The sequence below is a fragment of the Carboxydocella sp. ULO1 genome (genome assembly GCF_002049255.1).
Taxonomy (GTDB): domain Bacteria; phylum Bacillota.
In genome coordinates this window covers 145,268-171,129 of record NZ_BDLQ01000081.1, presented here as the reverse complement: position 1 = coordinate 171,129, position 25,862 = coordinate 145,268, and the positions used below count along the sequence as shown (strand labels likewise).

Annotated in this window: 30 protein-coding genes; 7 read left to right on the top strand and 23 right to left on the bottom strand. The window is 51.6% G+C overall.

Features of this window, described 5'->3' with window-relative positions; genetic code table 11:
• Window positions 1-62 precede the first annotated feature (62 nt).
• The 5 genes from ULO1_RS11035 (at window position 63) to ULO1_RS11015 (ending at window position 7,032) form a co-directional block, all read left to right on the top strand.
• A complete protein-coding gene (locus tag ULO1_RS11035) occupies window positions 63-2,045 on the top strand; it encodes a TPR domain-containing glycosyltransferase (RefSeq protein ID WP_159446893.1) in 1,983 nt (660 codons plus the stop codon).
• Window positions 2,046-2,048: 3 nt separating this feature from the next.
• Complete coding sequence (locus ULO1_RS11030; RefSeq protein WP_079907127.1) at window positions 2,049-3,809, top strand: TPR domain-containing glycosyltransferase; 1,761 nt, start codon at window positions 2,049-2,051, stop codon at window positions 3,807-3,809.
• Window positions 3,810-3,811: 2 nt separating this feature from the next.
• Window positions 3,812-5,140 carry a glycosyltransferase family 2 protein gene (locus ULO1_RS11025; RefSeq protein ID WP_079907129.1) on the top strand — a complete coding sequence of 443 codons (1,329 nt, stop codon included), beginning with the start codon at window positions 3,812-3,814 and terminating at the stop codon, window positions 5,138-5,140.
• Window positions 5,131-6,621 (top strand): glycosyltransferase family 2 protein, encoded by a 1,491-nt coding sequence (locus tag ULO1_RS11020; RefSeq protein WP_200806960.1) that lies wholly within the window; start codon window positions 5,131-5,133, stop codon window positions 6,619-6,621. Before ULO1_RS11025 ends, ULO1_RS11020 begins: the two co-directional genes overlap by 10 nt.
• A 78-nt stretch (window positions 6,622-6,699) precedes the next feature.
• Complete coding sequence (locus ULO1_RS11015) at window positions 6,700-7,032, top strand: hypothetical protein (protein ID WP_079933601.1); 333 nt, start codon at window positions 6,700-6,702, stop codon at window positions 7,030-7,032.
• A 45-nt stretch (window positions 7,033-7,077) separates the two neighbouring features.
• Here the strand turns inward: ULO1_RS11015 and ULO1_RS11010 are convergent, their stop codons facing one another.
• The 20 genes from ULO1_RS11010 to ltaE all read right to left on the bottom strand — a co-directional run bounded on the left by ULO1_RS11010 (window position 7,078) and on the right by ltaE (window position 22,403).
• Window positions 7,078-8,109, bottom strand: a complete 1,032-nt coding sequence (locus ULO1_RS11010) for an AI-2E family transporter (RefSeq protein ID WP_079908018.1) — start codon at window positions 8,107-8,109, stop codon at window positions 7,078-7,080.
• 15 nt (window positions 8,110-8,124) lie between these two features.
• A complete protein-coding gene (locus ULO1_RS11005; RefSeq protein ID WP_079908019.1) occupies window positions 8,125-8,322 on the bottom strand; it encodes a hypothetical protein in 198 nt (65 codons plus the stop codon).
• A 15-nt stretch (window positions 8,323-8,337) separates the two neighbouring features.
• Entirely contained in the window at window positions 8,338-8,514 is a 177-nt protein-coding gene (locus ULO1_RS14965; protein ID WP_174183020.1) for a hypothetical protein, read from the bottom strand.
• 21 nt (window positions 8,515-8,535) lie between these two features.
• Window positions 8,536-9,000, bottom strand: a complete 465-nt coding sequence (locus tag ULO1_RS11000) for a PRC-barrel domain-containing protein (RefSeq protein ID WP_079908021.1) — start codon at window positions 8,998-9,000, stop codon at window positions 8,536-8,538.
• A gap of 79 nt (window positions 9,001-9,079) precedes the next feature.
• Entirely contained in the window at window positions 9,080-10,192 is a 1,113-nt protein-coding gene (gene mnmA / locus ULO1_RS10995) for a tRNA 2-thiouridine(34) synthase MnmA (protein WP_278308229.1), read from the bottom strand.
• A 32-nt stretch (window positions 10,193-10,224) separates the two neighbouring features.
• Window positions 10,225-10,890: an amino acid ABC transporter permease gene (locus tag ULO1_RS10990; protein WP_078665444.1), complete on the bottom strand. Its 666-nt coding sequence runs from the start codon at window positions 10,888-10,890 to the stop codon at window positions 10,225-10,227.
• A gap of 14 nt (window positions 10,891-10,904) precedes the next feature.
• Window positions 10,905-11,561: an amino acid ABC transporter permease gene (locus ULO1_RS10985; RefSeq protein ID WP_078665445.1), complete on the bottom strand. Its 657-nt coding sequence runs from the start codon at window positions 11,559-11,561 to the stop codon at window positions 10,905-10,907.
• Window positions 11,562-11,619: 58 nt separating this feature from the next.
• On the bottom strand, window positions 11,620-12,453 hold the full coding sequence (locus tag ULO1_RS10980; RefSeq protein ID WP_078665446.1) for an ABC transporter substrate-binding protein: 834 nt from the start codon (window positions 12,451-12,453) through the stop codon (window positions 11,620-11,622).
• A 21-nt stretch (window positions 12,454-12,474) separates the two neighbouring features.
• Window positions 12,475-13,197: an amino acid ABC transporter ATP-binding protein gene (locus ULO1_RS10975; RefSeq protein ID WP_079933614.1), complete on the bottom strand. Its 723-nt coding sequence runs from the start codon at window positions 13,195-13,197 to the stop codon at window positions 12,475-12,477.
• 83 nt (window positions 13,198-13,280) lie between these two features.
• A complete protein-coding gene (locus ULO1_RS10970; RefSeq protein WP_078665447.1) occupies window positions 13,281-14,165 on the bottom strand; it encodes a response regulator in 885 nt (294 codons plus the stop codon).
• A gap of 12 nt (window positions 14,166-14,177) precedes the next feature.
• Window positions 14,178-15,404 (bottom strand): HAMP domain-containing sensor histidine kinase, encoded by a 1,227-nt coding sequence (locus ULO1_RS10965; protein ID WP_079933600.1) that lies wholly within the window; start codon window positions 15,402-15,404, stop codon window positions 14,178-14,180.
• Between the two features lie 22 nt (window positions 15,405-15,426).
• On the bottom strand, window positions 15,427-15,786 hold the full coding sequence (locus ULO1_RS10960; protein ID WP_079933599.1) for a DUF86 domain-containing protein: 360 nt from the start codon (window positions 15,784-15,786) through the stop codon (window positions 15,427-15,429).
• Entirely contained in the window at window positions 15,746-16,081 is a 336-nt protein-coding gene (locus ULO1_RS10955; protein WP_078665449.1) for a nucleotidyltransferase family protein, read from the bottom strand. Before ULO1_RS10955 ends, ULO1_RS10960 begins: the two co-directional genes overlap by 41 nt.
• 97 nt (window positions 16,082-16,178) lie before the next feature.
• Window positions 16,179-17,483, bottom strand: a complete 1,305-nt coding sequence (locus tag ULO1_RS10950; protein WP_079933598.1) for an ammonium transporter — start codon at window positions 17,481-17,483, stop codon at window positions 16,179-16,181.
• Between the two features lie 123 nt (window positions 17,484-17,606).
• Entirely contained in the window at window positions 17,607-17,948 is a 342-nt protein-coding gene (locus ULO1_RS10945; RefSeq protein ID WP_078665451.1) for a P-II family nitrogen regulator, read from the bottom strand.
• A gap of 2 nt (window positions 17,949-17,950) precedes the next feature.
• Entirely contained in the window at window positions 17,951-18,328 is a 378-nt protein-coding gene (gene nifU, locus ULO1_RS10940) for a Fe-S cluster assembly scaffold protein NifU (protein ID WP_078665452.1), read from the bottom strand.
• Window positions 18,318-19,517: a cysteine desulfurase NifS gene (nifS, locus tag ULO1_RS10935; protein WP_078665453.1), complete on the bottom strand. Its 1,200-nt coding sequence runs from the start codon at window positions 19,515-19,517 to the stop codon at window positions 18,318-18,320. Before nifS ends, nifU begins: the two co-directional genes overlap by 11 nt.
• 15 nt (window positions 19,518-19,532) lie before the next feature.
• On the bottom strand, window positions 19,533-19,985 hold the full coding sequence (locus ULO1_RS10930; protein WP_078665454.1) for an Rrf2 family transcriptional regulator: 453 nt from the start codon (window positions 19,983-19,985) through the stop codon (window positions 19,533-19,535).
• Between the two features lie 95 nt (window positions 19,986-20,080).
• Window positions 20,081-21,361, bottom strand: a complete 1,281-nt coding sequence (locus ULO1_RS10925; RefSeq protein ID WP_079933597.1) for a replication-associated recombination protein A — start codon at window positions 21,359-21,361, stop codon at window positions 20,081-20,083.
• A gap of 1 nt (window position 21,362) precedes the next feature.
• Window positions 21,363-22,403 (bottom strand): low-specificity L-threonine aldolase, encoded by a 1,041-nt coding sequence (gene ltaE, locus ULO1_RS10920; RefSeq protein ID WP_079933596.1) that lies wholly within the window; start codon window positions 22,401-22,403, stop codon window positions 21,363-21,365.
• A 141-nt stretch (window positions 22,404-22,544) separates the two neighbouring features.
• Here ltaE and ULO1_RS10915 point away from each other — a divergent pair, with 141 nt between their 5' ends.
• Both ULO1_RS10915 and ULO1_RS10910 read left to right on the top strand, forming a co-directional pair.
• Window positions 22,545-23,207: a hypothetical protein gene (locus ULO1_RS10915; protein ID WP_079933595.1), complete on the top strand. Its 663-nt coding sequence runs from the start codon at window positions 22,545-22,547 to the stop codon at window positions 23,205-23,207.
• Window positions 23,208-23,292: 85 nt separating this feature from the next.
• Window positions 23,293-23,868, top strand: a complete 576-nt coding sequence (locus tag ULO1_RS10910; protein ID WP_079933594.1) for a hypothetical protein — start codon at window positions 23,293-23,295, stop codon at window positions 23,866-23,868.
• Window positions 23,869-23,907: 39 nt separating this feature from the next.
• Here the strand turns inward: ULO1_RS10910 and trxA are convergent, their stop codons facing one another.
• Genes trxA through ULO1_RS10895 form a run of 3 tightly spaced genes read right to left on the bottom strand, consistent with a single transcriptional unit; the run spans window position 23,908 to window position 25,368 of the window.
• On the bottom strand, window positions 23,908-24,237 hold the full coding sequence (trxA, locus tag ULO1_RS10905; protein ID WP_078665459.1) for a thioredoxin: 330 nt from the start codon (window positions 24,235-24,237) through the stop codon (window positions 23,908-23,910).
• Window positions 24,238-24,259: 22 nt separating this feature from the next.
• Window positions 24,260-24,541 carry a metal-sensitive transcriptional regulator gene (locus ULO1_RS10900; RefSeq protein ID WP_078665460.1) on the bottom strand — a complete coding sequence of 94 codons (282 nt, stop codon included), beginning with the start codon at window positions 24,539-24,541 and terminating at the stop codon, window positions 24,260-24,262.
• Window positions 24,542-24,558: 17 nt separating this feature from the next.
• Window positions 24,559-25,368, bottom strand: a complete 810-nt coding sequence (locus ULO1_RS10895) for a ThiF family adenylyltransferase (protein ID WP_079906745.1) — start codon at window positions 25,366-25,368, stop codon at window positions 24,559-24,561.
• Window positions 25,369-25,862 lie beyond the last annotated feature (494 nt).

Sequence of the window (25,862 nt, the reverse complement as noted above, 5' to 3'; positions counted from 1 at the left end):
CTTTTTCTGCAACTTTCTTTGGTTTAAACAATAATATAGTTTTAGGCAAAGGGGGGATAGAAATGAACAATCCTACCATCACCGCCTGCCTGGTAGTAAAAAATGAAGGTAAATACCTGGAACGCTGTTTGTCCAGCATTAAACCGGCAGTGGAGGAAATTGTTATCGTAGATACCGGTTCCAGCGATAACACATTAGAAATCGCTCGCCGTTTTACGGAAAAAATATATATCCAGCCCTGGCAGGATAATTTCAGTCAGGTGCGCAATTTCGCCCTGCAACAGGCCACAGGGGACTGGATTCTGGTTATTGATGGTGATGAAGAGCTGCATCCTGACAGTATTGCCTGTCTGCGCAACAAAATTTCAGCTACCGAAGTTGAAGGTTATTTGCTGAAAATCATTAATTATTTCAATTCCGGCTCAGAAGTGCTAACAGCTGCTGATGTGGTATTCCGGTTCTTCCGCAACCGGCCCCAGTACCGTTTTACCGGGGCAGTACATGAACAAATTTGTGACAACATCCTGGCCGTCAATCCCACCGCTAAAATCGAAATTGCTGAAGATATAGTGCTTTATCACTATGGCTATCTGGATGAAGAGATCGAAAACAAAGACAAACGGCAGCGCAATTTACGCTTACTGTTGAAAGAAGTAGACAGTGACCCTGATCATCTTCTGAACCGTTTCCACCTGGGAGTGGAATATTTCCGCGCCCGGGAATATACCGAAGCGTTATCCCAGTTCCGCCTGGTTCAATCCCGGCTTGCTCCCCAGGCACTTTATGCCCCCAAGCTTTACCGTTACATTGCCTCCTGTCTTTTACATCTAAAAAACTATCAGGAATTACTGGATTTTATTGAGCAAGAATGGCGTCCTCTCTTTCCCCAACAGGGAGATCTGTATTTTATCCACGGACTGGTTTTAAAGGAGCTCAAACAACCGGCCCTGGCTATAACCAGCTTTCGTCAATGTCTGGAACTGCCACCCCAGCCAGCCTTTTATGCCAATGTGTACAGCTGCCAGGTGGATAAAGTTAATTACCATCTGGGAGAACTGGCTGAATATTTTCAGGACCGGGAAGGGGCACTCAAGTATTACTTAACTGCCCTTCATCACAATCCCAATCTGGTTCCCGCTTTAGCCCGCATTATTGCCATTCTGGAACCGCGCAAATATCCACAGGAAACTATGACCGATTTGGAAAAGGTTTTTGATTTTTCCGAGCCCTCTGCCCGTTTGTTACTGGGCCGCCTGTTATTCAACGAAAAAGCTTATCAGCTGGCCCTTGCCTGTTTTGAACAAGCTTTAAGCCAGCTGGAGGACGGTCCGGAGAATATCATCTGGTTAGCTGGCCTCTGTCAGCTGAAACTGGGTAATATCCTGGCCGCCCAATCTCTGTTTGGCCGCCTTTCCCCGGCTGGTTCCCTTTTTCTGTCGGCTCAATACCACCTTATCCTCTGGTACTGGGTTTATGGTCACCGGAAACATGCCCTTCAAACTCTCCGCAATTTGCAGCAGTTCCTTTCCCCGACTGCCTGTCTGCTGCACTTGCTGGTTTACGGCTATCTCCCGCCAACCAGCTCTGCTGCTATTGAAGGCGAATGGCAGCAGGCTGCCTGGGAACTGCTGGTCCAAATTGCAGAGTACCAAAAGCTGAAAAAATTCTGGCAAGCCAGGAAACGGCTTAAACCCTGGTTGCCACCGGAGCCCGATCTTGCCTGGGTGGAATTATACCTGCAACAGGGCTGGGGAGCTCAGGCAGAAAAACAGGCCCGGCAGCTGGTCAGTCAGAGTCCGGACCCGTATCTGAAATATTTGCTGGCCAAAAGTTGCTGGTTACAGGGTAAACTGGCGGAAGCCGAACAGTTTATGGTCAAGGCCTATCAACAGGGCTACAATGAACCTAGAGTGGCCCGGGAACTGGCCCGCCTTTACCAGGAGCTGGCTCTCTCCGTCCTGCGTACTGAACTGGCAATAAACCCCCAGCACCAGGAATGTGCTCAGCTGCTGGCCCGGATCGAAGCCTGTCTAATTGAGGTGTAAGCTATGGCTGATATCAGTTTGTGCCTAATCGTACGCAATGAGGCTGAATCCCTGGCCACCTGTCTCAGCTCTGCTCAGCCCTGGGTTACGGAAATAATTGTGGTGGATACCGGTTCCACTGATGACACCAGGGCCATAGCCGCCCGCTTTACCGATAAAATCTATACTTTTCCCTGGCAGGATGATTTTGCCGCTGCCCGTAATTTTGCCCTGGATCAAACCCGGGGTGAGTGGATTCTGGTTTTGGATGCCGATGAATACCTGGAGCCTGAATCAGCCGCCTTTCTACCCCAACTGGTAACTAATGCCAGTGGTGTAGACGCCTATCTATTACCTGTAAAAAATCTCCTGGTTCCTGATGGCTCAGACTGGCATCTCTCCTGGGTATTGCGTCTTTTTCGCCAGGACCCCTGGATGCGCTTTCAGGGTCAGATCCACGAGCAGATCACGGTTCCGACCGGTTATCGAACGGAAATTGCCAGCAAGGGACCACTGATTATTCATAGCGGCTATCTCCCGGAACGCCGCCAGAACAAGCACCAGCGCAATCTTGACCTCCTCCAGCGGGCCCTGGCTGCTCAGCCTGACAATCCCTATTATCACTATTATCTAGGAGTTGAGTATCTCTATATCAGAAACTATCAAGCAGCCTGGGAAGAATTCAGTCTGGCCCTGGCTCAAATACCCCCGGCTGTCATCCTGTTCCGTACGGCTACAGTTATGAACGCTTTCCAGTGTTTAAGCGCCCTGGAACGCTGGCAGGAAGCCCTTAATATGCTGGAAGCTGAAATCAAGGTCTACCCCGATTTTCCCGACTATCATTATGCCCTTGGTCTCTGCTACCGGGCTCTGGACGACCACCGCCAGGCCGCCAGCGCTTTTCAGACAGCTCTTGCCCGGACCGGGCCAGCTTTCGGGGGCACAAGCAGGGCGGGAGTAACCGGTTTTCGCAGTCTCTACTATCTTGGTCTTTCCTACCGGGCTTTACGACAGCACTGGCAGGCCGTAATCGCCTGGACTAAAGCTCTGCTGGATAACCCTACCTTCGCTCCAGCATTGAAGGAACTGGTAACCTGCTGGCTGGAATTGGCTGATGGTTTGACCGTCCTGCGCTGGTTATACTACCATTTTAACCTCAATAACCCAGCAGCCACCTTGCTGGTTTGCCGGATTTTCCTGGAACATTTTCAGACTGCTGCTCTCAATTTACTGCTTGAGAATACTTCCTGTGTGGCACTGGCTGATAAATTCCTGTTAATGGGAGAAGCGGCCATGTTGGAAGGGGAGTTTAGCAAGGCCCTGGCTTATTTCCAGCAGATACCTGCAAAGAATCACCGGCGTCCTGCTGCTCTCATCTGGTCCTGTCTGGCAGCATATCTCTCCCGGCAAGAACTGACTCCCATTCTGACCGAACTCAATTCCATTCCCGATGGCCAGGCTAACGCTTCCCTCCTGAACTGGCTACTGGAGCAACAATCCGTTTCTCCTTCAGGGGAAGGAATTGCCAGGGACTTAGCGGTCCAGGTTTATCAAACCCTATGTCGGCTCGGCTGTTCGGAACCGGCTCTACGACTGGCTAACTGGCTCAATGAACAACAAAATTTCCCCGTACGTGAGCTGGCCTGGCAGGCAGCTCTGACAGGGATGATTGAAATCAGCAACAGGCTGCTGGCTGCCAGTCCTCCCCTGGAAGTAGCCAGGTTTTATCAGGAACTCAGCCAGTACTGGCTGAATCGCCTCCCATTAATTGCCGGAGGTGATTGATTATGTTGCTCTCCCTTTGCATGATTGTTAAAAACGAGGAAAACTGTCTGGCCCGCTGCCTGACCTCAGTCCAGGAACTGGTGGATGAAATCATCATCGTTGATACAGGCTCTACGGACAGGACCCTGGAGATTGCCGCCAGTTTCTCTGCCCGCCTATTTTCCTGTCCCTGGACCCATGATTTCAGCCAGGCCCGTAACTTTGCCCTGGAGCAGGCCCGGGGTGACTGGATTCTGGTGCTGGATGCCGACGAGGTTTTAATCCATCAGGGGAGAGAACAGCTGCAGCGGTTTTTGACTGCGCCTGGCAGTCTGTATGAAGGCTTCTACCTGCCGGTTATTAACTTGCATGAGCCAGACAACTGGCTGTATCGCAGCCAGGACCTGGTTGTCCGCCTTTTTCGTAACCGGCCTCACTATCGTTTCAGCGGGGTAATCCACGAACAAGTACTGCCCAGTATAGCCGCTCATGCCGGCAAGGAGGCCATTGGTCAGGCTCCCCTCACCATCTACCATTACGGTTATCTCCCGGCAGTAATCCAGCAAAAACAAAAGTGTCAGCGTAACCAGCAGGTAATCCAGCTGGCCCTGACCCAGAACAAGCAGGACCCTTTTTTGCTTTACAGTCTGGGATGTGAGTATTTGACCGCCGCTAATCCCCGTACCGCCCTGCATTATTTTGAACAGGCCCTGGCAGTCATCCCTACCGGTGCCGGTTACTTACCTGACCTGGCCCTGCGGGCAGGTTACTGCCATTTTCTGCTGGGCAATTGGGCTGATGCTGAAAAATACGCCCCCCTGGCTCCTCAGCTTTATTTGCTCCTGGCTTTGCAGGAACTGGAACAAAATAATTATGCTGCTGCGGAAACCCTGCTGACCCTGGCAGCCAGGGGCTGTCCGGAGGCCCGGACCCAAATCCAGCAGGCCCGGGGGGATATGGCGCTGGCCCGTCAGCAACCTGCCATGGCTGCTCGCTATTATCTGGCGGCCCTCCAGAGCCAGCCGACTTATCTCTATCCCCTGACAAGATTGCTAGAGCTGGCTCAGACTCATCCCCGGCTCTGGCAGGATGAGTGGTTCTGTCTTTATACTCCTGACTCCTGTTTGCGCCTGTTGCAATTCCTGAACTGGCAGCACGATACCCGGCTGGTACTTTACTATATTATGTCTCTGGCTTACCAGAAAGCCTTCTTGCCATTAAAGCAACTGGAGCAGCAAGCCTTGCCCTGCTACCAGGCAGTTATCTATTTGGCCCTGGGAGCTGTCTTCAGTCCCGACCCCTGCTGGTCTTTGCTCTCTGGTTTATTCTGGAAGGAAGAAGGATGGCTATGATTCTGATTGCCAGTCCCATTCGGCAAAAACCTGCTATTTTACGAGAGTTTCTGCGCTCCCTGCAGGAGCTGGATCTGACCGGTTTAACCGCCGATTTCCTCCTCATTGATAACAATGATGATCCTCTCTCCAGCCAGTTACTGCAGGGTTTTCGCCGGGAAGGTTCTACCTACTTCTACGCTCAGGTCCCGCCCAACTCCACCCCTTATCTTTGTAATACTACCACTCACCACTGGAATGATGAGCTGATTAAATTTGTAGCCAGTTTAAAAAACTTTATTCTCAATTTTGCACTGGAAAAAGAATACACCCATGTCTTTCTGGTGGATAGCGACCTAATCCTCCATCCCTTAACCCTCCGGCATCTCTATCTCTGTGAAAAAGACATCGTCTCGGAGATTTTCTGGACCTGCTGGCAACCGGAGACACCTCGCCTTCCCCAGGTCTGGGAAAGGGGACAGTATCAGTTAAGTCCTGAATTTCTCCGACGACTGCAAGTTCCCGGCCTTTACCAGGTGGGCGGGCTGGGGGCCTGTACCCTCATCTCCCACCGGGCTCTAACAGCCGGGGTTAATTTTAATTTTATTCCCAATCTGGATTACTGGGGCGAAGATCGTCATTTCTGCATCCGGGCTGCTGTTCTCGGTTTCCCTCTCTATGTAGATACCCAGTTTCCCGCCCTGCACCTTTACCGGGAAGCAGACATGGCCCGAATTGAGGAATATAAAAAAAGCTACCAGCCCCTCTGGAATTTCCCCCGCCCCGGCTGGCAAAGGAAAAACAGCAACAACCGCGTTACCCTTTCCATGGTGGTACGTAACGAAGCCAATCGCTATCTGGCCCGGGTTTTAGAACAGGCCCGCCCGCTGGTTGATACTGCCGTAATCATTGATGACGGTTCCGAAGATGAAACCCCGGAGCTCTGTGAAAAAATCTTGCAGGGTATCCCTTTAAAACTGATTCGCCGAACCCAATCTTCCTTTCACAATGAAATCGTATTACGCCAGCAACAGTGGCTGGAAACCATCAAGACTGAGCCTGACTGGATCCTGGCTTTAGATGCCGATGAAGTTTTCGAAGACCGTATATATAGCGAGTTTTCCAGCTTAATAAATCAGACTGAATATGACTGGATTGCCTTCCGCCTCTATGATATGTGGGATGAAGACCATTACCGGGAAGATGAATACTGGCAGGCCCACCTGACCTATCGTCCCTTTCTGGTTAGATATATTCCCTCTTTCCCCTATGTCTGGCAGGAAACTGCCTTGCACTGCGGGCGTTTTCCCAGAAATATCACGGAGTTACCAGGCCTGGCCTCAGCTATCAGAATCAAGCACTATGGCTGGGCCCGCCCGGTGGATCGCATAGCTAAGTACCACCGCTATCTGACTCTGGATCCGGAAGGAAAATTCGGCAATATTAAGCAGTATCAATCTATCCTTGACCCAAATCCCCGTCTGCTGAAATGGCTGGATTAAACAGGCATATTCCTGCTTCCCCAGCCATATTTTTTACGAGAATATACTCGTAATTCCCACGAAGGAGGTTCCAGAAAAATGAACAAAGAACGTGATGACAATCCCCATTATAAGTGTCCCGATTGCAATCAGGCCATCTATACCCGTCATTGCCTGCCCTGCATTCTCGGCACCCAGGGTCCCGTTACCCGCTGTGAAGCCCAGCTTTTCTGCGAAATCGCTCACCGTTTGCGTAAGGAGGTGGTGAAAGCCTGTGACTTCGAGCAACTGGCTCAGGTAGTGCGGCTGGCCAACAGCTTCCTCCTGGCCAGTGCAGCCAAAGAAAAAGCCATCGCCACTTTGATTGCAGCTACCAGAGAACCCGAAGAACACGAACATGAGTGTTTTCCTTGTTCTTTTCCCAAATGCTAAGCGATAAAGAGGTAGTGGAATGAGCTATCCAACTGCCCCTGCTGATTATTCCTCTACCAGTAAAAGAAAAACATAACGTAAAATGGCCTTGCCCATAGCTGTCAGCGGCACCGCCAGCAACAGCCCCCATAACCCGGCCAGTTCACCACCGGCCAGCAAGGCAAAAATAACGGTGAGGGGATGCAAGTTCAAAGCATCCCCTAAAATTTTGGGGGAAAGCAGATGGGCTTCGATTTGCTGGATTACCAGAATCGCCAGAGTAGCTGCCACTGCCTTGGACCAGCTTATCTGCAAGGCCAGTACTACTGCCGGTATCCCGCCCAGAATGGGACCAAAAAAAGGAATCAGGTCCAGAATCCCAGCCACTACCCCCAGGAAAAGTGCATAAGGAACCCCTAATAGCAGCATGGCCAAACCCGTTAACAGACCTACCAGCAAGCAAATCAACAAATGTCCCCTGATAAATTTTTTCATAATCTGGTCCAATTCGGCCAGCAGAGCTGCTACATGGAATTGGGCGATCCGCGGTAGCAATCGCTCCCAGCCCTGAAGCAACTGGTTCCAATCCAGTAAAAAGTAAAAAGCCAGGATAGGCAAAATCAAAAATGTGCCAACTTGCCCGGCCAGAGCCAGAATTCCGGCTGCCCCCTGGGCCAGCCAGCCTTCCACCTCTTTCTGCGCCAGGGCCAGACGGCTACTTAGAACCTTCTGCACTTCTGCCGGCAAGCCCGCTCCATCCAGGCGCTGTAACCAGGTTTGCCAGAAACCTTCCCATCTGGTCCAGATCCGGGGCAATACTTCCCCTACCTGACTGAGTTCCCGCAGAAAAGCAGGCAGGAGAAAAAAGGCGCCTGCCAGCACCAGGGTCGCCATGGCAAGATAGAGGACAATCAGAGCCTGCAAACGGCTCAAGCCCTTCTCTTCCAGCTTGTCTACCAGCGGTCCCAGCAAATAGGCCAGCAGCCAGCCACCAGTAAACAGCAGCAAAACTTTTCTGATGGTCCAGAAAAAAAAGAGCGCCGCCAACAGCATTCCAATCAGGAAACTGCGGCGGGCGATTATTTTAACTCTGTTCATTTGCCATCACCGGTTTTAGTCCAGAATGTTTTTGATATCCCTGACACCGTCCCGCACATCATTGACCATTTTGGCTGCCCGGGCTGTAACCCGCCGGGTTTTTCCCAGCAAAGTCCGTTTGGGAGTGGGTTTAAGCTGTGGTCCGGCTACCAAACCGATGATTGCTCCCAGCACACTTCCAGCAACCAGCCCATTCCAGAAACTTCTGGCCATAGAAAACACCTCCTCTTAGAGATAAGGCTCGGCCAATTCTTCCTCCCAGGCCATGAGACTACCATCTTCCGCAACATCGTAAACCTGGATTTCATTACCCTGGCGGCGAAACTCCACAAAACAATCCCAGCAATAATACTGGTCCACTCCCACTTTCCCGGTGCTTTTTCCACCACAAACGGGACAAATCATAAGAATGACTCCTTTCTCTCTTCAGGTTTCATTCATAGTTTGACCCGCTTTTTCACTTTCTAACCATACCAGATAGCCATTTTCCCAGGTCAATTGCTGCCATGGAATCTCCCGCCGTCCCTGCCACAAATCATCAAAAATAGTCTGGGCCAGTTCAATCCCCTGCACTGTTCCGGTAGTTTTATCCAGAATCAGATCCCCTACCTGTCCGATTTCCTGTTTTTGTTGATCGAGCAGAGTTTGTTCCAGCCAGGCCGGACAGGGTACTGGACAGGACGCCAGGGCTTCCCCTGCGATTTTAATGCCCTCATCCGTACAAGCCACAATTTGTTCCCAGGTAAACCATTTATCATCAGAAATAGCCAGCGCCCGCAGTTTTCCCTCTTCATCCACAGCCAGTTCCCGTACTCGCCCCAGCATTTCTCCCGCTTGATTGTACAGGGGTAAGCCTGTCAGATGGCGGCCCCGGCAAAGATTTTTTGCCATCCTTTATCCCTCCGGTTTCTGTTAGTATGTGCAGAAAGCAAGGGTTTTAAAAAGAAAAACTGCCGGTACTGCGGCAGTTTTATGGTTTGCATATTTGCAGAGGAAGTTTTCTAATTACTCCACCGCCTAACACATACTCCCCTTGATAGAACACCACTGCCTGTCCAGGGGTAATTGCCCGCTGCGGCTCCTTAAATTCCACCAGTACCTGCTCCCCATTGCCTGCCTTCTCTCCCAGAGGACGTACCAATGCAGGTGCCGGTCGGGCAGCATAGCGGATTTTGGCCTCCACTTCCACAGGTTGGTTCAGGACGGGCAGGGAAATCAGGTTCAGCTCATCGGCAACCAGCCGGTCCGAATACACTTCCTCCGCTTCCCCCAGAATCACTGCATTCCGTTCCGGATCGATATCCACCACAAACATGGGCTTACCCAGGGCAATGCCCAGCCCTTTCCGCTGTCCAATGGTATAATGGACAATTCCTTTGTGTTGTCCCAGCACCCGGCCCTGGCGGTCCAGGAAAGGTCCAGGCTTGATTTGCTCACCCAGCTTTTCCTCAAGAAAAGCGCCATAATCATCATCTGGCACAAAACAGATTTCCTGGCTTTCCGGCTTGTTGGCCACCGGCAATTCCAGCTTTCTGGCCAGTTCCCGGGTTTGTTCCTTCACCATTTCCCCCAGGGGAAAGAGGGTATGGGCCAGCTGCTCCTGGGTAAAGGTGTACAGCACATAGGACTGGTCCTTGCGCTGATCCACCCCTTTGCGCAACAGCCAGCGCCCCCTCTGTTCATCATATTTCCGGCGGGCATAATGGCCGGTCGCGATATAGTCAGCTCCCAGAGCCCGGGCCTTGCGCAGGAAGGCTTCGAATTTGATTTCCTTGTTACAGGCAATACAGGGATTGGGGGTTTCCCCCCGCAAATAGGACTGACAGAAATAATCGATTACCTTTTCAGCAAACAATTCCCGAAAGTTGAGGACATAAAAGGGTATCCCCAGTTTGTCACAAACCCGGCGGGCATCATTGATGGAGGAAAGAGAGCAACAGCCCCCGTAATCCTCATCTTCAATTTCCCGCGGGGAGATTTGCAGGGTTATGCCGATAACATTATATCCTTGCTCTTTTAAAAGAGCGGCCGCTACCGAACTGTCCACGCCTCCGCTCATGCCAACCGCCACTGTGGGTTTCACTACAAATCACCTCAGGATATACTATACCACAATCAGTGGCCATAGGCCAACTTGCGTTCCAGGCGGCGGCTGTAGGAAGTCAGGGCATAGCAGATGACAAAATAGATCACTGCCTCCACCAGCAAAGTCTGCATCGGGTTATTGTAACGGCTGAAGAAAACCTGGCCCTGGCTGAACAGCTCCGGTACCGAAATGATGAAACAATAGGAAGTATCCTTGATCAGGGAAGTAAACTGGCTGACCAGGGGCGGTATAATTTTCTTGAAAGCCTGGGGCAAAATAATATAAGCCATAGTCTGGGCCCAGGTGAAACCCTGGGAGCGAGCCGCTTCCCATTGCCCTTTAGGCACCGCCTGAATTCCACCCCGGAAAATCTCCGCTACCAGAGCAGAAGTAAAGATGGTCAAAGCCACCACCCCGGCCCAGAAGGGCGAAAGGCTGATCCCCATCCGGGGCAAGGCGAAATAGGTAAAAAAGATGATCAGCAACAAGGGGCTATTGCGCAAGGCATGGATATAGAGATAGGCCGGCCCGCTCAGGAACTTCCAGCCCGAAATGCGCATCAGAGCCAGCAGCACACCGAAAAACAGACTGAAGGCTATGCTCAGGGCGGCTAACCCCAGGGTCCAGCGCAAACCAGCCGCCAGAAAGGTCAGGTTATTTAAATCCAGAAAGGGAGCCCAGCCACTTGTAGTCATCCTTCAGCCCTCCTTTAATGATAACCTTGAGCTACCCGGCGTTCCAGGTATTCCACCAGGGCACTCAGGGGAATTGTCAAAGTCAGATAGAGTAAGGCAGCAAAAATATAGACTTCAAAAACGATAAAAGTTTCGGCAGAAACCAGGTTGGCATTATACATCAGGTCAGCAACGGCAATGGTGCTGAGAATGGCCGAGTTTTTCACCAGGTTTACCACCTGGTTGCCCAGCGGGGGCAAAGCTACCCGCAAGGCCTGGGGCAGAATGATATAACCCATGGTTTGCAGATAAGTGAAGCCCTGGGAGCGGGCCGCTTCCCACTGTCCTCTGGGAATGGACTGGATGCCAGCCCGAAACACTTCGGCAATATAGGCACCGGTATAAATGCCCAGCCCCAGGGTGCCACAGGTAAATTCCGACAGGCTTACTCCCAAAGAGGGCAAACCCTGATAAAAGAAAAAGACCTGAATTACCAGGGGTGTATTTTGAAAAAACTCCACATACCATTTGCCGATAAACTGGGTTACCGGGTTTTCGATAACCCGCAAAACCGCCACAATTACGCCAATCGCCAGGGCCAGAACCAGGGCCAGCAAGGATACCTGCAGGGTAATGGCCAGCCCGGAGAAGAATTGATCCGAGCGTTGCCAGACATCTGCCCAGTTGGTCATACAAACTACCTCCTCCGGTGCAATTTAAAGGGGTCCCCGGGCAGGGGACCCCGGCCGCTTACTTGGGGGGTTCTTCTTTAAACCACTTTTTATACAGTTCAGCGTACTTGCCGCTGTCCTTCATTTCCTTCAGCCAGTCATTGACAAACTTGACAAAGTCATCATTGCCTTTCTTGAAGCCCATACCGTAGGGTTCGGAAGTAAAGAGCCCGCCTACCAGTTCTACATTAGGATCCTGCTGGGCAAAACCAAGCAAGATGGAGTTATCGGTGGTCATAGCATCAGCCCGGCCATTTTGCAGAGCCAGGAAGGCTTCGGGATAGGTGGGGAATTCCAGCACCTGGGCTTCCGGAGCCTTGGCCCGAATGTTCTTGGCACTGGTGGAACCCTGGACAGTCGCTACTTTCTTGCCTTTCAAATCATCCACTGATTTAATGGAGCTGCCTTTCTTGACCAGCAGGGACTGACCGGCTTCAAAATAGACATCGGAAAAGTCAATTTGCTTTTTCCGCTCTTCAGTAATGGTCATGGTACCGGCCACAATATCCACCTGGTCGTTTTGCAGCATAGGAATCCGGGTTTTGGATTCAACCTTGACGAATTCCACTTTGCTCTCATCACCAAAAATCTTTTTGGCCAGTTCCTTCATCAGGTCGATTTCAAAGCCTTCTACCTGGTTGGTCTGGGTATTGAGCATGCCAAACAGGGGTACATCATACTTGACACCGGCAATCAATTTGCCCCGCTGTTTGATTTGCTCCAGTTTGCCAGCCTTTCCGGCTGCCGGCTGGTTTTCCGCCTGTTTCTGCTCTCCGCCACCTCCGCAGCCGGCCAGCAGTCCAAGCGACAGGATCCCGGCGAAAGCCAATGCTATCAGTTTTTTCAGTTTCATCGGTTCAACCTCCCTTGTTTATTAGAGAATTTTGCTTAAGAAGAGCCTGGTTCGCTCCTCTTTGGGCTCTTTGAAGAAATGTTCCGGGGTGCCTTCCTCGATAATGCGCCCCTCATCCATGAAAATCACCCGGTCGGCCACTTCCCGGGCAAAGCCCATCTCATGGGTAACCACCACCATAGTCATTCCCTCCCGGGCCAGGGACTTCATTACATCCAGTACCTCATTGACCATTTCCGGGTCCAGGGCTGAGGTGGGCTCATCGAAGAGCATGATTTTCGGCTTCATGGCCAGACCCCGGGCAATGGCCACCCTTTGCTGCTGGCCACCGGAAAGCTGGCTGGGATAGGCGTCAGCCTTTTCAGCAATGCCTACCTTTTGCAGATAGTAACGGGCGATTTTTTCCGCTTCCCGGGGGTCCATTTTTTTGACCTTGATGGGAGCCAAAGTGATATTTTCCAGCACCGTCTTGTGAGGATAGAGATTGAAATGCTGGAAAACCATGCCGATTTCCTGCCGTAAGAGATTTATATTCACCTTTGGGTCATCCAGCCGGAAACCGTCCACTATCAATTCACCGGAAGAAATCTTCTCCAGCTGGTTGATACAGCGCAACATGGTGCTCTTCCCCGAGCCGGAGGGGCCGATGACCACCACCACTTCCCCTTCCCGGATTTCCAGATTGATATCCTTGAGGACATGATGGTTGCCGAAATATTTATTGACATTATTGAACTTGATCACTGCTCTCACCTCTGGCTCCATTTTGGTGACCAGCCCACAAAAAACTACAAAAAAATAACTGGAGCCTACATTGTATACTCCAGTTATTGATGCGTAACCTCATCATAAAGGGCCATGATGAATTTTTTCAGGTTGATCTTGCCCTTTTCTCCTCGCAATTTGGCCCGTACTTCGTTAAAATCAAAAAAGCGGGGAGCATAGTATTCAAAAAGAGGATCATGGTAATCTTCCGCCCCTAAAGCGGCCAGATGTTCCATAGCTTCGTGTACTGCCCGGCGAATGCGCTGCTCCAGGGTACCCAGATCCACCTCTTCTCCAGTTTCCTGGCGGTAGCGTTCCTGCAATTCCTGATATAGCTCTTTGAGCTGCAGGTTGGCCGGAGTGCGCCCTTCTTCTTCCTTCTCCCGCAAAATCTCCACCAGCCAGTTCAGTTCCCGGCTGCCCATTTCCCCCGCCAGTCCCAGGTCCCGCAAAACCCGGCGCATTTTCTTGCTGCCGCTCTCCCTGTCACTGCTCCGTTCCGGTTGCTGGTTGCCCACCATCCAATCCAATGCTGCCAGGGAATTGCGCACCTGGGCCAGGGATTGGGTCAGGCGCAAATTGGCCAGCACTTTTTGCAAAACCGATACCACTTCCACCCGGTTGATGGGTTTGTGGATATAAAAATCCACGCCCGCCTGATAGGCACCGGCCACCATTTCCTTGTTTTCCACCTGAGAAATCATGACAATGGCCCCCGTAAAACCTCTTTCTTTCAGGGCAGCTACTACCTCAACCCCATCCTGACCGGGTAGCAACAAGTCCACCAGCACTACATCGGGCCGGACCTGCATCACCACCATATCGGCCATTTCCCCGGTCTCCAGTTCCCCGACTACTTCCCCTAAACCTTCCTGTTCGATGATCATACTCAACATGCGCCTGCAGATACGGTCGTCATCGATAATCATGAATTTGAATTCGCCCATAGGTCACCTCCCCTACAAGGGTACTTTGATAGCAAAAACGGTTCCGGTTCCAGGCTGGGAAGACAAACTGATCTCCCCGCCCAGATGCTCTACCATATCCCGGACCTGGGTCAGCCCTATCCCGGTGGAAGGCCGCCCTTCCGGGGTAAATTTGGTGGTAAAACCGGGTTCAAACACCAGCTCCTGGTCCCGGGGTGCGATGCCCGGGCCATTATCGGCTACCAGCAGCTCCAGTTTACCCGCTACCAGCCCGGCCCGCAGGATGATCTGTCCTTCCTCCATGGCCTCCACTGCATTTTGCACCAGGTTGTTCAAGATGGAAACCAGCGGATAAATACGGTCAGTGACATACTGTCCTTCCGCCTCAGTCTGTATTTCGATCTTCCTGCCCAGAGTTTGGGCGTAGGCCCGGTTGGTGGCTGCCACCAGCTCCAGAATTTCCTCTACCGTCAGCACCTCAGTTACCGGCTCTTCGGCCAGCAGCTGATTTAAGCCTTCTTCCAGCCGTTTTAGATCTTTTTTGATTTCATGGACCTCTTTGGCCACATCCAGGGCCATTTTGGCCAGGGGGTCAGGAACCGGTTGACGATTTTTCAATTTCTGATAGAGTTCATGGCTGCGGGCCATTACTGTTTCCACCTGGGCCATGGATTTGCGCAGAAAAAAAGCCTCCATGTGCAGGTTAGACCCCACCAGTAACCGCCTGAGCAGGTGTTCCTCTTCCACTTCCCTGGTGGTCCGATGCCGTTCCTGCAGCAGGACATCGGCCAGCAAAACCACGGCTAACCCCCGCAGCAAGGCTACGACCAGCAAGGCCCACAGTTTTCCGGGGGTGAGCAGCTCCAGATTGAAACCGGTGCGTACCAGCATCTCCACCAGGTTGGCCCCGCCATCAGCCAGAGCCACCAGTCCCCCCAGTTGCAGGGGCTGTTCCCGCTTGCTCTCCCAGCCCGCATTATGCAAGAAGAAAACCAGGGTCAGGTAGTAGGCCAGGGCCGGCAAATGCAGCCACAAAGCCTCGCTCCAGCTTAGCCCGTGATAGCTGGCCAGCCCTATCCGCCAGGCAACAGTGGTCAGGCCCACCACCAGGCCGGTCAGGCGTAATGGCAGCTGGCGCCAGAATATCAGGGCCAGCAGAAAGAACACACTGCCCAGGCCAAAGCGAAAAGCCGTCCCGAAAGGCTGAATTTTCACTTCCCCCAGCAGGGCCGTACCGATAGCTACCAGTAAAACTAGCATTGTAGTCCTCCAACTAAAGTTTTTATTGCTGTATCTCAGTTTCTTTTAAAATGTTAATTATACTTTTTTTGAAAATAGGGATATTTTTGTTGATAATATTCCATACTACAACAAAATTAATAGCTCCATACTTATGTGCGGCAATATTACGTAACTTTTTAAACTGACTCCAATCAATTTGTTTGTACTTGGATTTCAATTCTTTACTCAGTTCTCCTATTCCTTCACTAATATTTATCAAACTCATCACTACACACTTTTGTAACAAACGACTTGCTAAAAATTTCTCCATAGTATCACAACTAAATTCATCTAGTGCCTTATAAATGTCTTCTATATCCTCAAGAATTGCCAGGAGTATTTTCCTGTCTCTTGTTTCCATAAATTTCTATAGCCTCCTTTAAAATATCATCTCTCATAACAGGGTTAATACATCTGTATTCTAGAATATCTACATTCTTCTTTAGTGCCCTTTTAACAGCTGCCTCGAATTTTAAGTATTTTTCCAGTTCAAAAGTGTCATCCAATAAAACAAGCAGATCCACATCGCTACTCATGCTGGCTTCCTTTCTGGCATAAGAGCCAAAAACAGCAGCTCTTTTTAACCCAAACTTCCTGAATATCGGTTCAAGTTTATTTTTTATGTCCTCTAAAGAATAAATAGACTCTTTTGACATACTCCCAGTCCTTTCGATTTTGTATTACTATCCTCATTTTATCATAAATTTTCTTTACCTTGCCAGCAAAAAACCGGCCCGAAGGCCGGCACATACTCTAATTGGTTTCTACCTTTTCCACCCAGCTTTCCGCCAGAACTGATGGCAATGCTGCTGTACTGAGGCTGCCACTGACCAGTTCATTATAGGCCTGGAAGCCGTGCTCGGCTATATCCAGTCCCTCCAGTTCCTCTTCGGCACTTACCCTGATGCCGATTGTCGCAGCCAGCAGCCGGAACAACAGGTAAGTTGCAGCAAAAGCAAAGACTGAAACGGCCAGTAACCCAATCAACTGCACCTGGAACAAATGCCAGCCACCGCCATAGAAGAGGCCACCGTCTTTGGCCAGCAAGCCCACCGCCAGGGTGCCAAAACTGCCGCCAACCCCATGGACTGCAATAGCCCCCACTGGATCATCAATGCGCAGGCGGTCAAAGAGACCAATAGCTTCCACCACCAGCAAGCCGGCAATCAGGCCCACCGCTACCGCAGCCGCCGGTTCCAGATAGGCGCAACCAGCGGTTATAGCCACCAGCCCGGCCAGGGCCCCGTTAATAGCCATACTGACATCGGCCTTGCCAAAACGGAACATTGTATAGAGACAACCCATCGTACCCCCGGCTGCTGCCGCCAGGTTGGTATTGAGAGCAATCAGGCCGATGTCTTTGTGCAAAGCGGAAAGAGTGCTGCCCGCATTGAAGCCAAACCAGCCAAACCAGAGGATAAAGCCCCCCAGTGCTGCCAGCGGGATATTATGTCCAGGAATGGCATTGATAGTGCCATCCTTACCATACTTGCCCAGCCGCGGCCCCAGCACCATCGCCGCCGCCAGGGACGCCCAGCCGCCAACGGCATGCACCGCAGCGGAACCGGCAAAATCCAGCATGCCCAGGTTATGCAACCAGCCATTGCTATTCCAGACCCAGCCGGCAGCCAGCGGGTAAATGAGTCCGGTAGCTACTGCGCTGAAAATCAGGTAGGCACTGAATTTCATCCGTTCCGCCACCGCACCGGATACGATAGTGGCCACTGCCACGGCAAAGGCAGCCTGAAAGAGCCAGAAAACAGAGACTGGAATATTTAAACCGAGAAAACTGAAATCCCCTTGCAGAAAAAAACCATTAGTGCCAAACCAGCCCTTGCTTTGCCCGTACATCAACCCGAAACCGACAGCCCAGTAAGCCAGTAAACCCAGAGCACAATCCATTAATACTTTCATGATGATATTCAATGTATTTTTGGAGCGGACAAACCCCGCCTCCAGGGCCGCAAAGCCGGCTTCCATAAAGAAAACCAGAGCTGCCGCCAGCAAAACCCAGATAGTATCCAGACCCACAGACAGATTTTGCAAATTCAACTCCATTGTCCTTTCTCCTCCTCCTCGTGGAATAAAAAAACAAACGCCGACAAGACAGTCTACCTTGACTGTCCTATCGGCGTCATCGCCTTTTTCAACCGGTACCCCATCGCACCGGGTTAAAACTTATTAAGTAAGAGCTGCCTCTCCTTCTTCTCCAGTTCGAATCCGGATGGCATTTTCCACTGCTGTCACAAATATTTTACCATCACCCACGGCGCCTGTGCAAGCAGAATTTAGTATAACATTCATAATTTCTTCGACACAGGCATTGGGTACCACCAGTTCCAGTTTCACTTTGGGTAAAAGGTTGAGGTTGATTTCCGTACCCCGATAAAGCTGAGTCCGCCCTTTTTGCAGTCCACAGCCTACTACCTGGGAGACAGTCATACCCTTGATCCCGTAGGCTTCTAATGCCTGTTTAACCTCATTCAGTTTCTCCGGCCGAATTACGGCTTCGATTTTTTTCATCCTTACTCACTGCGTCCCTGCTTTTGCAGATAATCCTTGATCGCTGCGTGCAGAGCATCAGCAGCCAGATTGGAACAGTGCATTTTCTGGGGTGGTAGACCTTCCAGAGCTTCAGCCACATCTTTGTTAGTGACCTGCAGGGCTTCCTGAATGGTCTTGCCCTTGACAATCTCAGTGACCATGGAACTGGTAGCTACTGCTGCCCCGCAGCCGAAGGTCTTGAATTTAATATCTGTAATCACATCATTGTCCACTTTAATGAAAATTTTCATGATATCCCCACAAGAAGGATTGCCGACCTGCCCTACCCCATCGGCATCGGGAATTTCCCCCACATTGCGGGGATTGGTGAAATGGTCCATTACTTTCTCAGTGTACATGATGATAACACTCCTTTGCTTCAATAGTCACTCCCGGTCCCAGGGGAGACATTTCCCGCAGCCGCTGTACAATTTTCGGCAACTCCTCCAGGACATAATCCACATCCTCTTCTGTATTGACCTTGCCCAGGGTCAGGCGGAGGGAACCGTGAGCTACTTCATGGCTCAGCCCCATGGCCAGCAAGACATGGGAAGGATCCAGAGAACCGGAAGTACAGGCTGAACCACTGGAAGCGGCGATACCCTTCATATCCAGCATTAAAAGCAGCGATTCGCCCTCAATGAAATGGAAACTGAAATTGACATTATGGGGCAGCCGTTCAGTCGGATGGCCATTGAGCTTGACATAATCCATTTTTTCCATAATGCCTTTGATCAGCTTGTCCCGCAAAGCCTGCAGGCGCGGGCTTTCTTCTGCCATTTCCGCTACAATTTTTTCCGCTGCCAGGCCAAAGCCGACAATCCCCGGCACATTTTCCGTCCCGGCCCGGCGCTTGCGCTCCTGGGCCCCACCGTGGGTGATAGGAGTGATGCGGGTACCGCGGCGGATGTAGAGAGCTCCTACTCCTTTCGGCCCATAGATTTTATGGGAGGAAAGGGAGAGCAGATCCACCTGCAGCTCATCCACATTCACCGGAATCTTGCCAAAAGACTGCACGGCATCGACATGGAAGAGCACTCCATGCTTTTTGGCCAGCTGGCCAATTTCAGCAATGGGCTGGATGGTACCCACCTCATTGTTGGCATGCATGATGGTAATGAGGATGGTATTTTTGGTTATAGCCTTTTCCACATCCTCCACCCGTACCCGGCCATATTCATCCACAGGCAGGTAAGTGACAGAATAGCCATTTTTCTCCAAATGTTTGCAGGTATCCAGTACAGCGTGGTGTTCCACCGAGGAAGTGATGATATGATTGCCCTTCTTGCAGTTAGCCTGGGCTACCCCCAGTATGGCCATATTATCCGCCTCTGTACCGCCACTGGTGAAAATGATTTCCTGGGGATTGGCACCGATAGCTTTTGCCACCCGCTCCCGGGCCTCTTCCACCGCCTTGCGGGCTTCCCGGCCAAAGGCATGAATGCTGGAGGGGTTACCGAAATCCTCAGTCATGTACTTGACCATAGCCTGGGCAATCTCCGGATCCACCGGAGTGGTAGCACTGTGGTCCATGTATATGCGCCGCATTTGCTTTCATCTCCTTTAAATATAGTACATATAAAAATCACCTTGCTGTTTCAACTTCTCTGCTTCTTCCAGCATATCGGCCAGAGTGATGGAATCCAGCACCTGGTCGATGGTTTCCTTCACCCGCTGCCAGACCAGCCGGGTAATACAGACATCCAGGCGATTGCAGCTTTCCTGCATCTCCTCACCGACACACTCTACCGGAGCCACCGGACCTTCCAGCACCCGGATAATGTCCCCGACGGTGATCTCCTTCGGGTCCCGGGCCAGGATATAACCTCCCTGGGCTCCGCGAATGCTTTTGACCAGGCCAGCCTTGCGCAGGCTGCCCACCAGCTGTTCCAGATAGTGTTCGGAGAGGTTCTGGCGTTCTGCCACGCTTTTTAAAGGAATCGGTCCTTCCCCGTAGTGCTGGGCCAAATCGAACATAGCCTGCACCCCATAGTGACCGCGCGTGGACAGCTTCATGCCCCTCACCTCAATTCCTAGCAAATTCGTCGGTTTTCTTTCTGGTCATATAATAGCATACAGGGGTATATTTGTCAATTTCAAATCCAACTATTTTACTCGTCTTTTTTCTCCTGTCGGGGCCAGTACTGCCGACCCCGCAGATCATCGGGCAGATATTGCTGTTCCACCCTGGCGCCCGGATAATTATGGGGGTACTTGTACCCCTGTCCATGGCCCAGGTCCCGGGCTCCCGCGTAATGGGTATCCCGCAAATGGAGGGGAACCGGTCCCCCTTTGCCAGCCCGCACATCAGCCAGAGCCGCATCAATAGCCTTGATAATCCGGTTTTCCTTGGGTGCCAGTGCCACATAGAGAGCAGCCTGAGCCAGCGGTAGCCTGCCTTCCGGCATACCAATCCGTTCCACCGCCTGGGCAGCAGCTACCGCCACCACCAGGGCCTGGGGATCAGCCAGTCCCACATCTTCGGCGGCATGGACAATAATCCGGCGGGCTATATACTCCGGCTCTTCCCCCGCCTCCAGCATGCGGGCCAGATAGTGCAGTGTGGCATCGGGATCGGAACCGCGCATGCTCTTGATAAAAGCCGAAATCACATCATAATGCTGGTCCCCGCTTTTATCATAAAGCAAGGCCGGGCGCTGGATGGATTCCTCCGCCACCGCCAGGTCTACCAGCCGCCTGCCGTCTTCCTGCGGCGGAGTTGTCAGCACCGCCAGCTCCAGGGCATTCAAAGCCTTGCGAGCATCACCGTTGGCCATCCGGGCTAAATGCCGCAGGGCCTCCTCGGTCACCTCCGGCCGGTAACCGGCCAGGCCCCGCTCCTCATCGTCGAGAGCGCGACGCAGCAGTTCCAGGATGTGCTGTTCAGTCAAGGGGCGGAATTGAAAAACCCGGGAGCGGGAAAGCAAAGCCTTATTCACTTCAAAGTAGGGATTTTCCGTGGTCGCCCCATTCAAAATGATGGTCCCATCCTCTACAAAAGGTAACAGGGCATCTTGCTGGCTTTTATTAAAACGGTGAATCTCATCAATAAACAAAAGAGTCCGCTTTTGCTCGTACAGCAGGCGTTCTTTTGCCGCTGTTGTGACCTGGCGCAGCTCACTGACACCAGAAGTCACGGCATTGAGCTGAGTGAACACAGCCCGGGTCTGGTTGGCGATTACTTTGGCCAGGGCCGTTTTTCCCGTGCCCGGCGGACCGTAAAATATCATGGAACTGAGCTGGTCAGCCTCAATGGCCCGGCGTAAAAGCCGCCCCGGCCCCACAATTTCCTCCTGCCCCACAAACTCCTCCAGGGTACGAGGGCGCATGCGGTCCGCCAGGGGAGCCATTTTCCCCCGTCCCGTGAGATTAGCCTGTTCAAACAGATTCATACTATCTCCCTTTCCGGCAAATCCTCTCGATTTCCATTAGTGCCTGATCAATATCCAGATCATCGATATCTTTATGGGTAACAAACCGCACCAGATTGCCGCCAAATGCTGCGGCCAGTACCCCCTGTTCTTTCAATTTGCCCAGGAAAACCGCCGGACTCAAGCCTGTTGCCATAATATCAGCCACTACGATATTAGTTTGTACCCGTTCCAGGTCCACCTTCAGCCCGGGAATGGCAGCCAATCCCTCCGCCAGCTGACGGGCCCGCCGGTGGTCTTCTGCCAGCCGCTCCACCATGGTCTCCAGGGCCACCAGTCCAGCTGCCGCAATTATCCCGGCCTGACGCATACCACCGCCCAGCATTTTCCGCAAACGCCGGGCGCGGGCAATGAACTGGGCAGACCCGACCAGCATGGAACCGATAGGAGCTGCCAGACCCTTGGAGAGGCAAAACATCACCGAATCCATATCCTTGGTCAGCACCTTTACCGTCAGTCCAAGGTAGGTGGCAGCATTGAAAATCCTGGCCCCATCCAAATGAATGGGAATTTGATATTCCTTGCCAATCTGGCCAATAGCCTCCATTTCCTGAAGCCCCATTACTGTTCCCCCCGCCCGGTTATGGGTATTTTCCAGGCAGATCAAGGCCGTGCGTGGAAAATGAATATCACTGAGGCGAATGGCCTCCCGCACCCTGGTAGCCGGCAACACCCCTTTTTCCCCGCGGATGGTACGGGTCTGGACTCCGGCCAGGGCGCCCAGGCCTCCTACCTCATAGAAAAAGACATGAGCTTCTGCCTCTACTATAACCTCATCTCCCCGCTGGGTATGGGCCAGCACCGCCAGCTGGTTGCCCATAGTCCCGCTGGGTACCAGCAGGGCCGCCTCTTTGCCAAACAGCTCGGCCGCTTTTTCCTCCAATCGCCGAACCGTGGGATCTTCCCCGTAAACATCATCCCCCACTTCCGCCCGGGCCATGGCTTGCCGCATCTCCTCGGTCGGCTGGGTTACGGTATCACTGCGTAAGTCTATGTACTTCACTTTATTCCCCCCTGTGACAGTTTCTGTTTTTTTCCCATTCTACATTCTTCCCCAAAAACCTTCTCTTTCCTCGCCATCTTTCCCCACATATTCCGGGAGCTAGCTGCATATCAATGAACAAAAGGCAAGGAGGGAAGGGATATGGAAGAAATTCAGTTACAAATTCCAGTCTGTCCGGTGACTCATCGGGAACCAAACCGCTTTAGCTGGCAAATCAGCAAATATTTACCCCAGGCTCGTACTGGCCACGTACTGGCTGTGGAAATCCAACAGCTTTTGCATTTCAAAATTCCCTCCAGTTTGCTTCTGGGCCTGACCGGACTAAAACTTTCCTCCCATCTCCTGGCTGATTTCAACCGCCATGGTGGCTGGTTCTGGCCGATAACTATCAAAGCTGGCTGGACAGCCTACTTGCCTGTTTCTGAATGTCAGCCCCTGCTTTATCTCGGTCCGATAGCTGTTCCCTCAATGGTTTCCGCAAGCTACTGCCGGGAAGCCCCTCCCTGTCAGGTAGATATAAAAATGTCTTTACTGGATGACTTCCCGTTACAGGGTCCTGTTTTGGAAGCCCCTAATGCCTTGATTTTTCTAGTATCCCATTCCAGTAGCAAAACCGCCTGGAATACTGCTCTGCAAAGAGCCACCCTTTGTTTGCAGAAAAACCTGGGCCTGGTCTTCTCCCGGGCCCAGGCTCTGGCCAGAGAAGTGGGCAACTGGCAGATCTGCAATAATCAGCAGACTCTGGTGGCTTTTTCTCTCCCTAGACGGCTGATCGCCCATCCCTATAAAATTATCGCTCTCTAAAAATTTTCTCCCCAAAAACACTTGTTCTCCACTATGCCCATTTGCTATAATTTATTCAGGATTTTCTATGGGGGGAGGGAAAAAGGTGGAACAAATGTTATACCAGATACTGCATGCTGTTGAAAACTTGCATAGCACTTTCAATCAGCGCTTCGACCGGCTGGAACAACGTATGGATAACCTGGAGCAACGCATGAATGGCCTGGAACAACGCATGGATAACCTGGAGCAACGCATGAATGGCCTGGAACAGCGCATGGACAACCTGGAGCAACGCATGAATGGCCTGGAACAACGTATGGACAACCTGGAGCAACGCATGAATGGCCTGGAACAACGTATGGACAACCTGGAGCAACGCATGAATGGCCTGGAACAACGTATGGACAACCTGGAGCAACGCGTGAATGGCCTGGAACAGCGGGTTGACGGAATTGATACACGCCAGGGTGAGCTGTATCTTGTGACCCGTTCTATTGAACACCGCACCGAATATATTTCCGCTGCTTTGCAACGGACAACAGAAGATGTTGTTGAATTATCCGGTAAAGTTGAGAATATCAACAAAAAACTATTTAATATTCAAGCCTATATCGATTACCAGACCAGCAAAATTGCCGAAAACGAGCGAGAAATTTATTTACTGAAACAGGCCAGATGAAACTAAAAGGGCACCCACCAGGGATGCCCCTTTGTTTATTTAGATGTGTTTGGCCAAAATGCGGGCCAGTTGCTCTTTGGTCTGGTAGCCAACAATCCGCTCTACCGGTTTGCCATCTTTGAACAACAACAAGGTGGGAATGCTCATGACCCCGTATTCAATGGCTGTTTCCCGGTTTTCATCCACATTCAGTTTGCCCACTACCACTTTGCCGACATATTCATCGGCCAGCTGGTCAATTACCGGTGCGATCATGCGGCAAGGGCCACACCAGGCTGCCCAGAAATCCACCAGTACCGGTTGAGTAGCTTCCAGAACCTCCGCTTTCCAGTTGGCATTAGTAAAGGTTTTAACATTTGCGCCTGCCATATGTAATCTCCTCCTTTTTTTCTTATTTAGCGAAGCGCATCAGCACTTCTACTAAATGTTTGACATACTCATCCTGCCGCCCCTGGCTGCAGGCTGATTCCAGACACTTGACGGTATTGCGCTCTACAATGGTCACTCCGACAGCCTGAACAGCTGCCTTAACAGCGGCGATCTGGGTGAGGATCTTCAGACAATCCTGATCCTCTTCAATCATCCGCTGTATCCCTTTGACCTGCCCTTCTATCCTTCTCAGCCTTTTTAGTATCTCCTCTTTGCCTTCTACCGATACTTCGGTACTGTTCACTATCCTCACCCCCTATACTATACCCGGGTATCTTGCTTTTTATTATATGCCCCTTTTGTCCTTTTGTCAACAAGACCGCATAAATCTTTTACCACTTCCCCGGCCATAATCATCCCTACTACCGGAGGTACAAAAGAAACACTGCCTGGAATCTGACGCCGCAAGGTGCAGCTGCCCCGGCCCTGTTCGCTGGTGCAAACACAATTGGTCTTACAATCAGCCAGCCCTACCCTGGGTGGGATGGGTGGCTCTTCCGAATAAACCACCTTGACCCCCCGGTAGATCCCCGCTTTGCGCAATTCCCGCCGGAGTACCCGGGCAAGAGGGTCGACCGCCGTTTCAGAAATATCTGCCACCCGGAAAGCAGTAGGATCCAGTTTGTTTCCTGCTCCCATGGCGGAAATTATGGGGATATTCAACGCCAGACAGCCCTTGATCAAGTCCAGCTTGCCGGTGACATTATCAATGGCATCCACTACATAATCATAGTCTGGCCTGAGCAGGCGCTCTCTATGTTCAGGAGCATAAAATTCCTTGATGGATTCTACCTCTGCTCCGGGATTGATCAATTTGATCCGTTCCGCCATCAATTCCACTTTAGGCCGCCCCACTGTATTGCTCAAAGCATGAATCTGCCGGTTGATATTGGTTAAACAGACATCATCATAGTCCACCAGCACCAGTGACCCTACCCCGGCTCGAGCCAGGGCTTCACAAGCATAAGAACCCACCCCGCCAATACCAAAGACTGCCACCCGGGCCTGGCGCAGCCGTTCCAATCCTTCTGGCCCCAGCAGCAATTCTGTGCGGGAAAATCTGTGCAACATACCTGTCTTCCTCCTACAGCCCATAGAATAGTTCTTTTTCCCATCATACCCTATTTCCTTTCCCAAGCGCAAGCCCAGAAAAATAGGCTAACCGCCGAGCACCCCTGACCGCCTTTTGCCGTAAGATAAAGCAGAAATCGGGAAGGGGGGAAGCTCCTATGCATTACTATCCCAATTTTATCTTCATCATTGTGGTGATTGTGGTCATCCTCTTGTTACTGGATGTCCTGTAATCTGAAGTATTAAAAAGGAGGGATTCATATGGGTCATCGCCGGAATAGAGAAGTGGTTGTTATCGTGGTGATTATTATCGTGTTGCTGTTGCTGGGATTCCCCTTCTGGCCCTATCCTGGCAACCAGGACTAAGCTCCGCGGAAAGCCCTGCGGGGCTTTCCGTCTTTGCGAAAGAAGGGATAATCAGTGGCAAAAAGAAAAATCATCATTCCCCTCTCCAGTGGCCAACCGGTAGCATCTCCGGCCAGAACCAGTGCTGT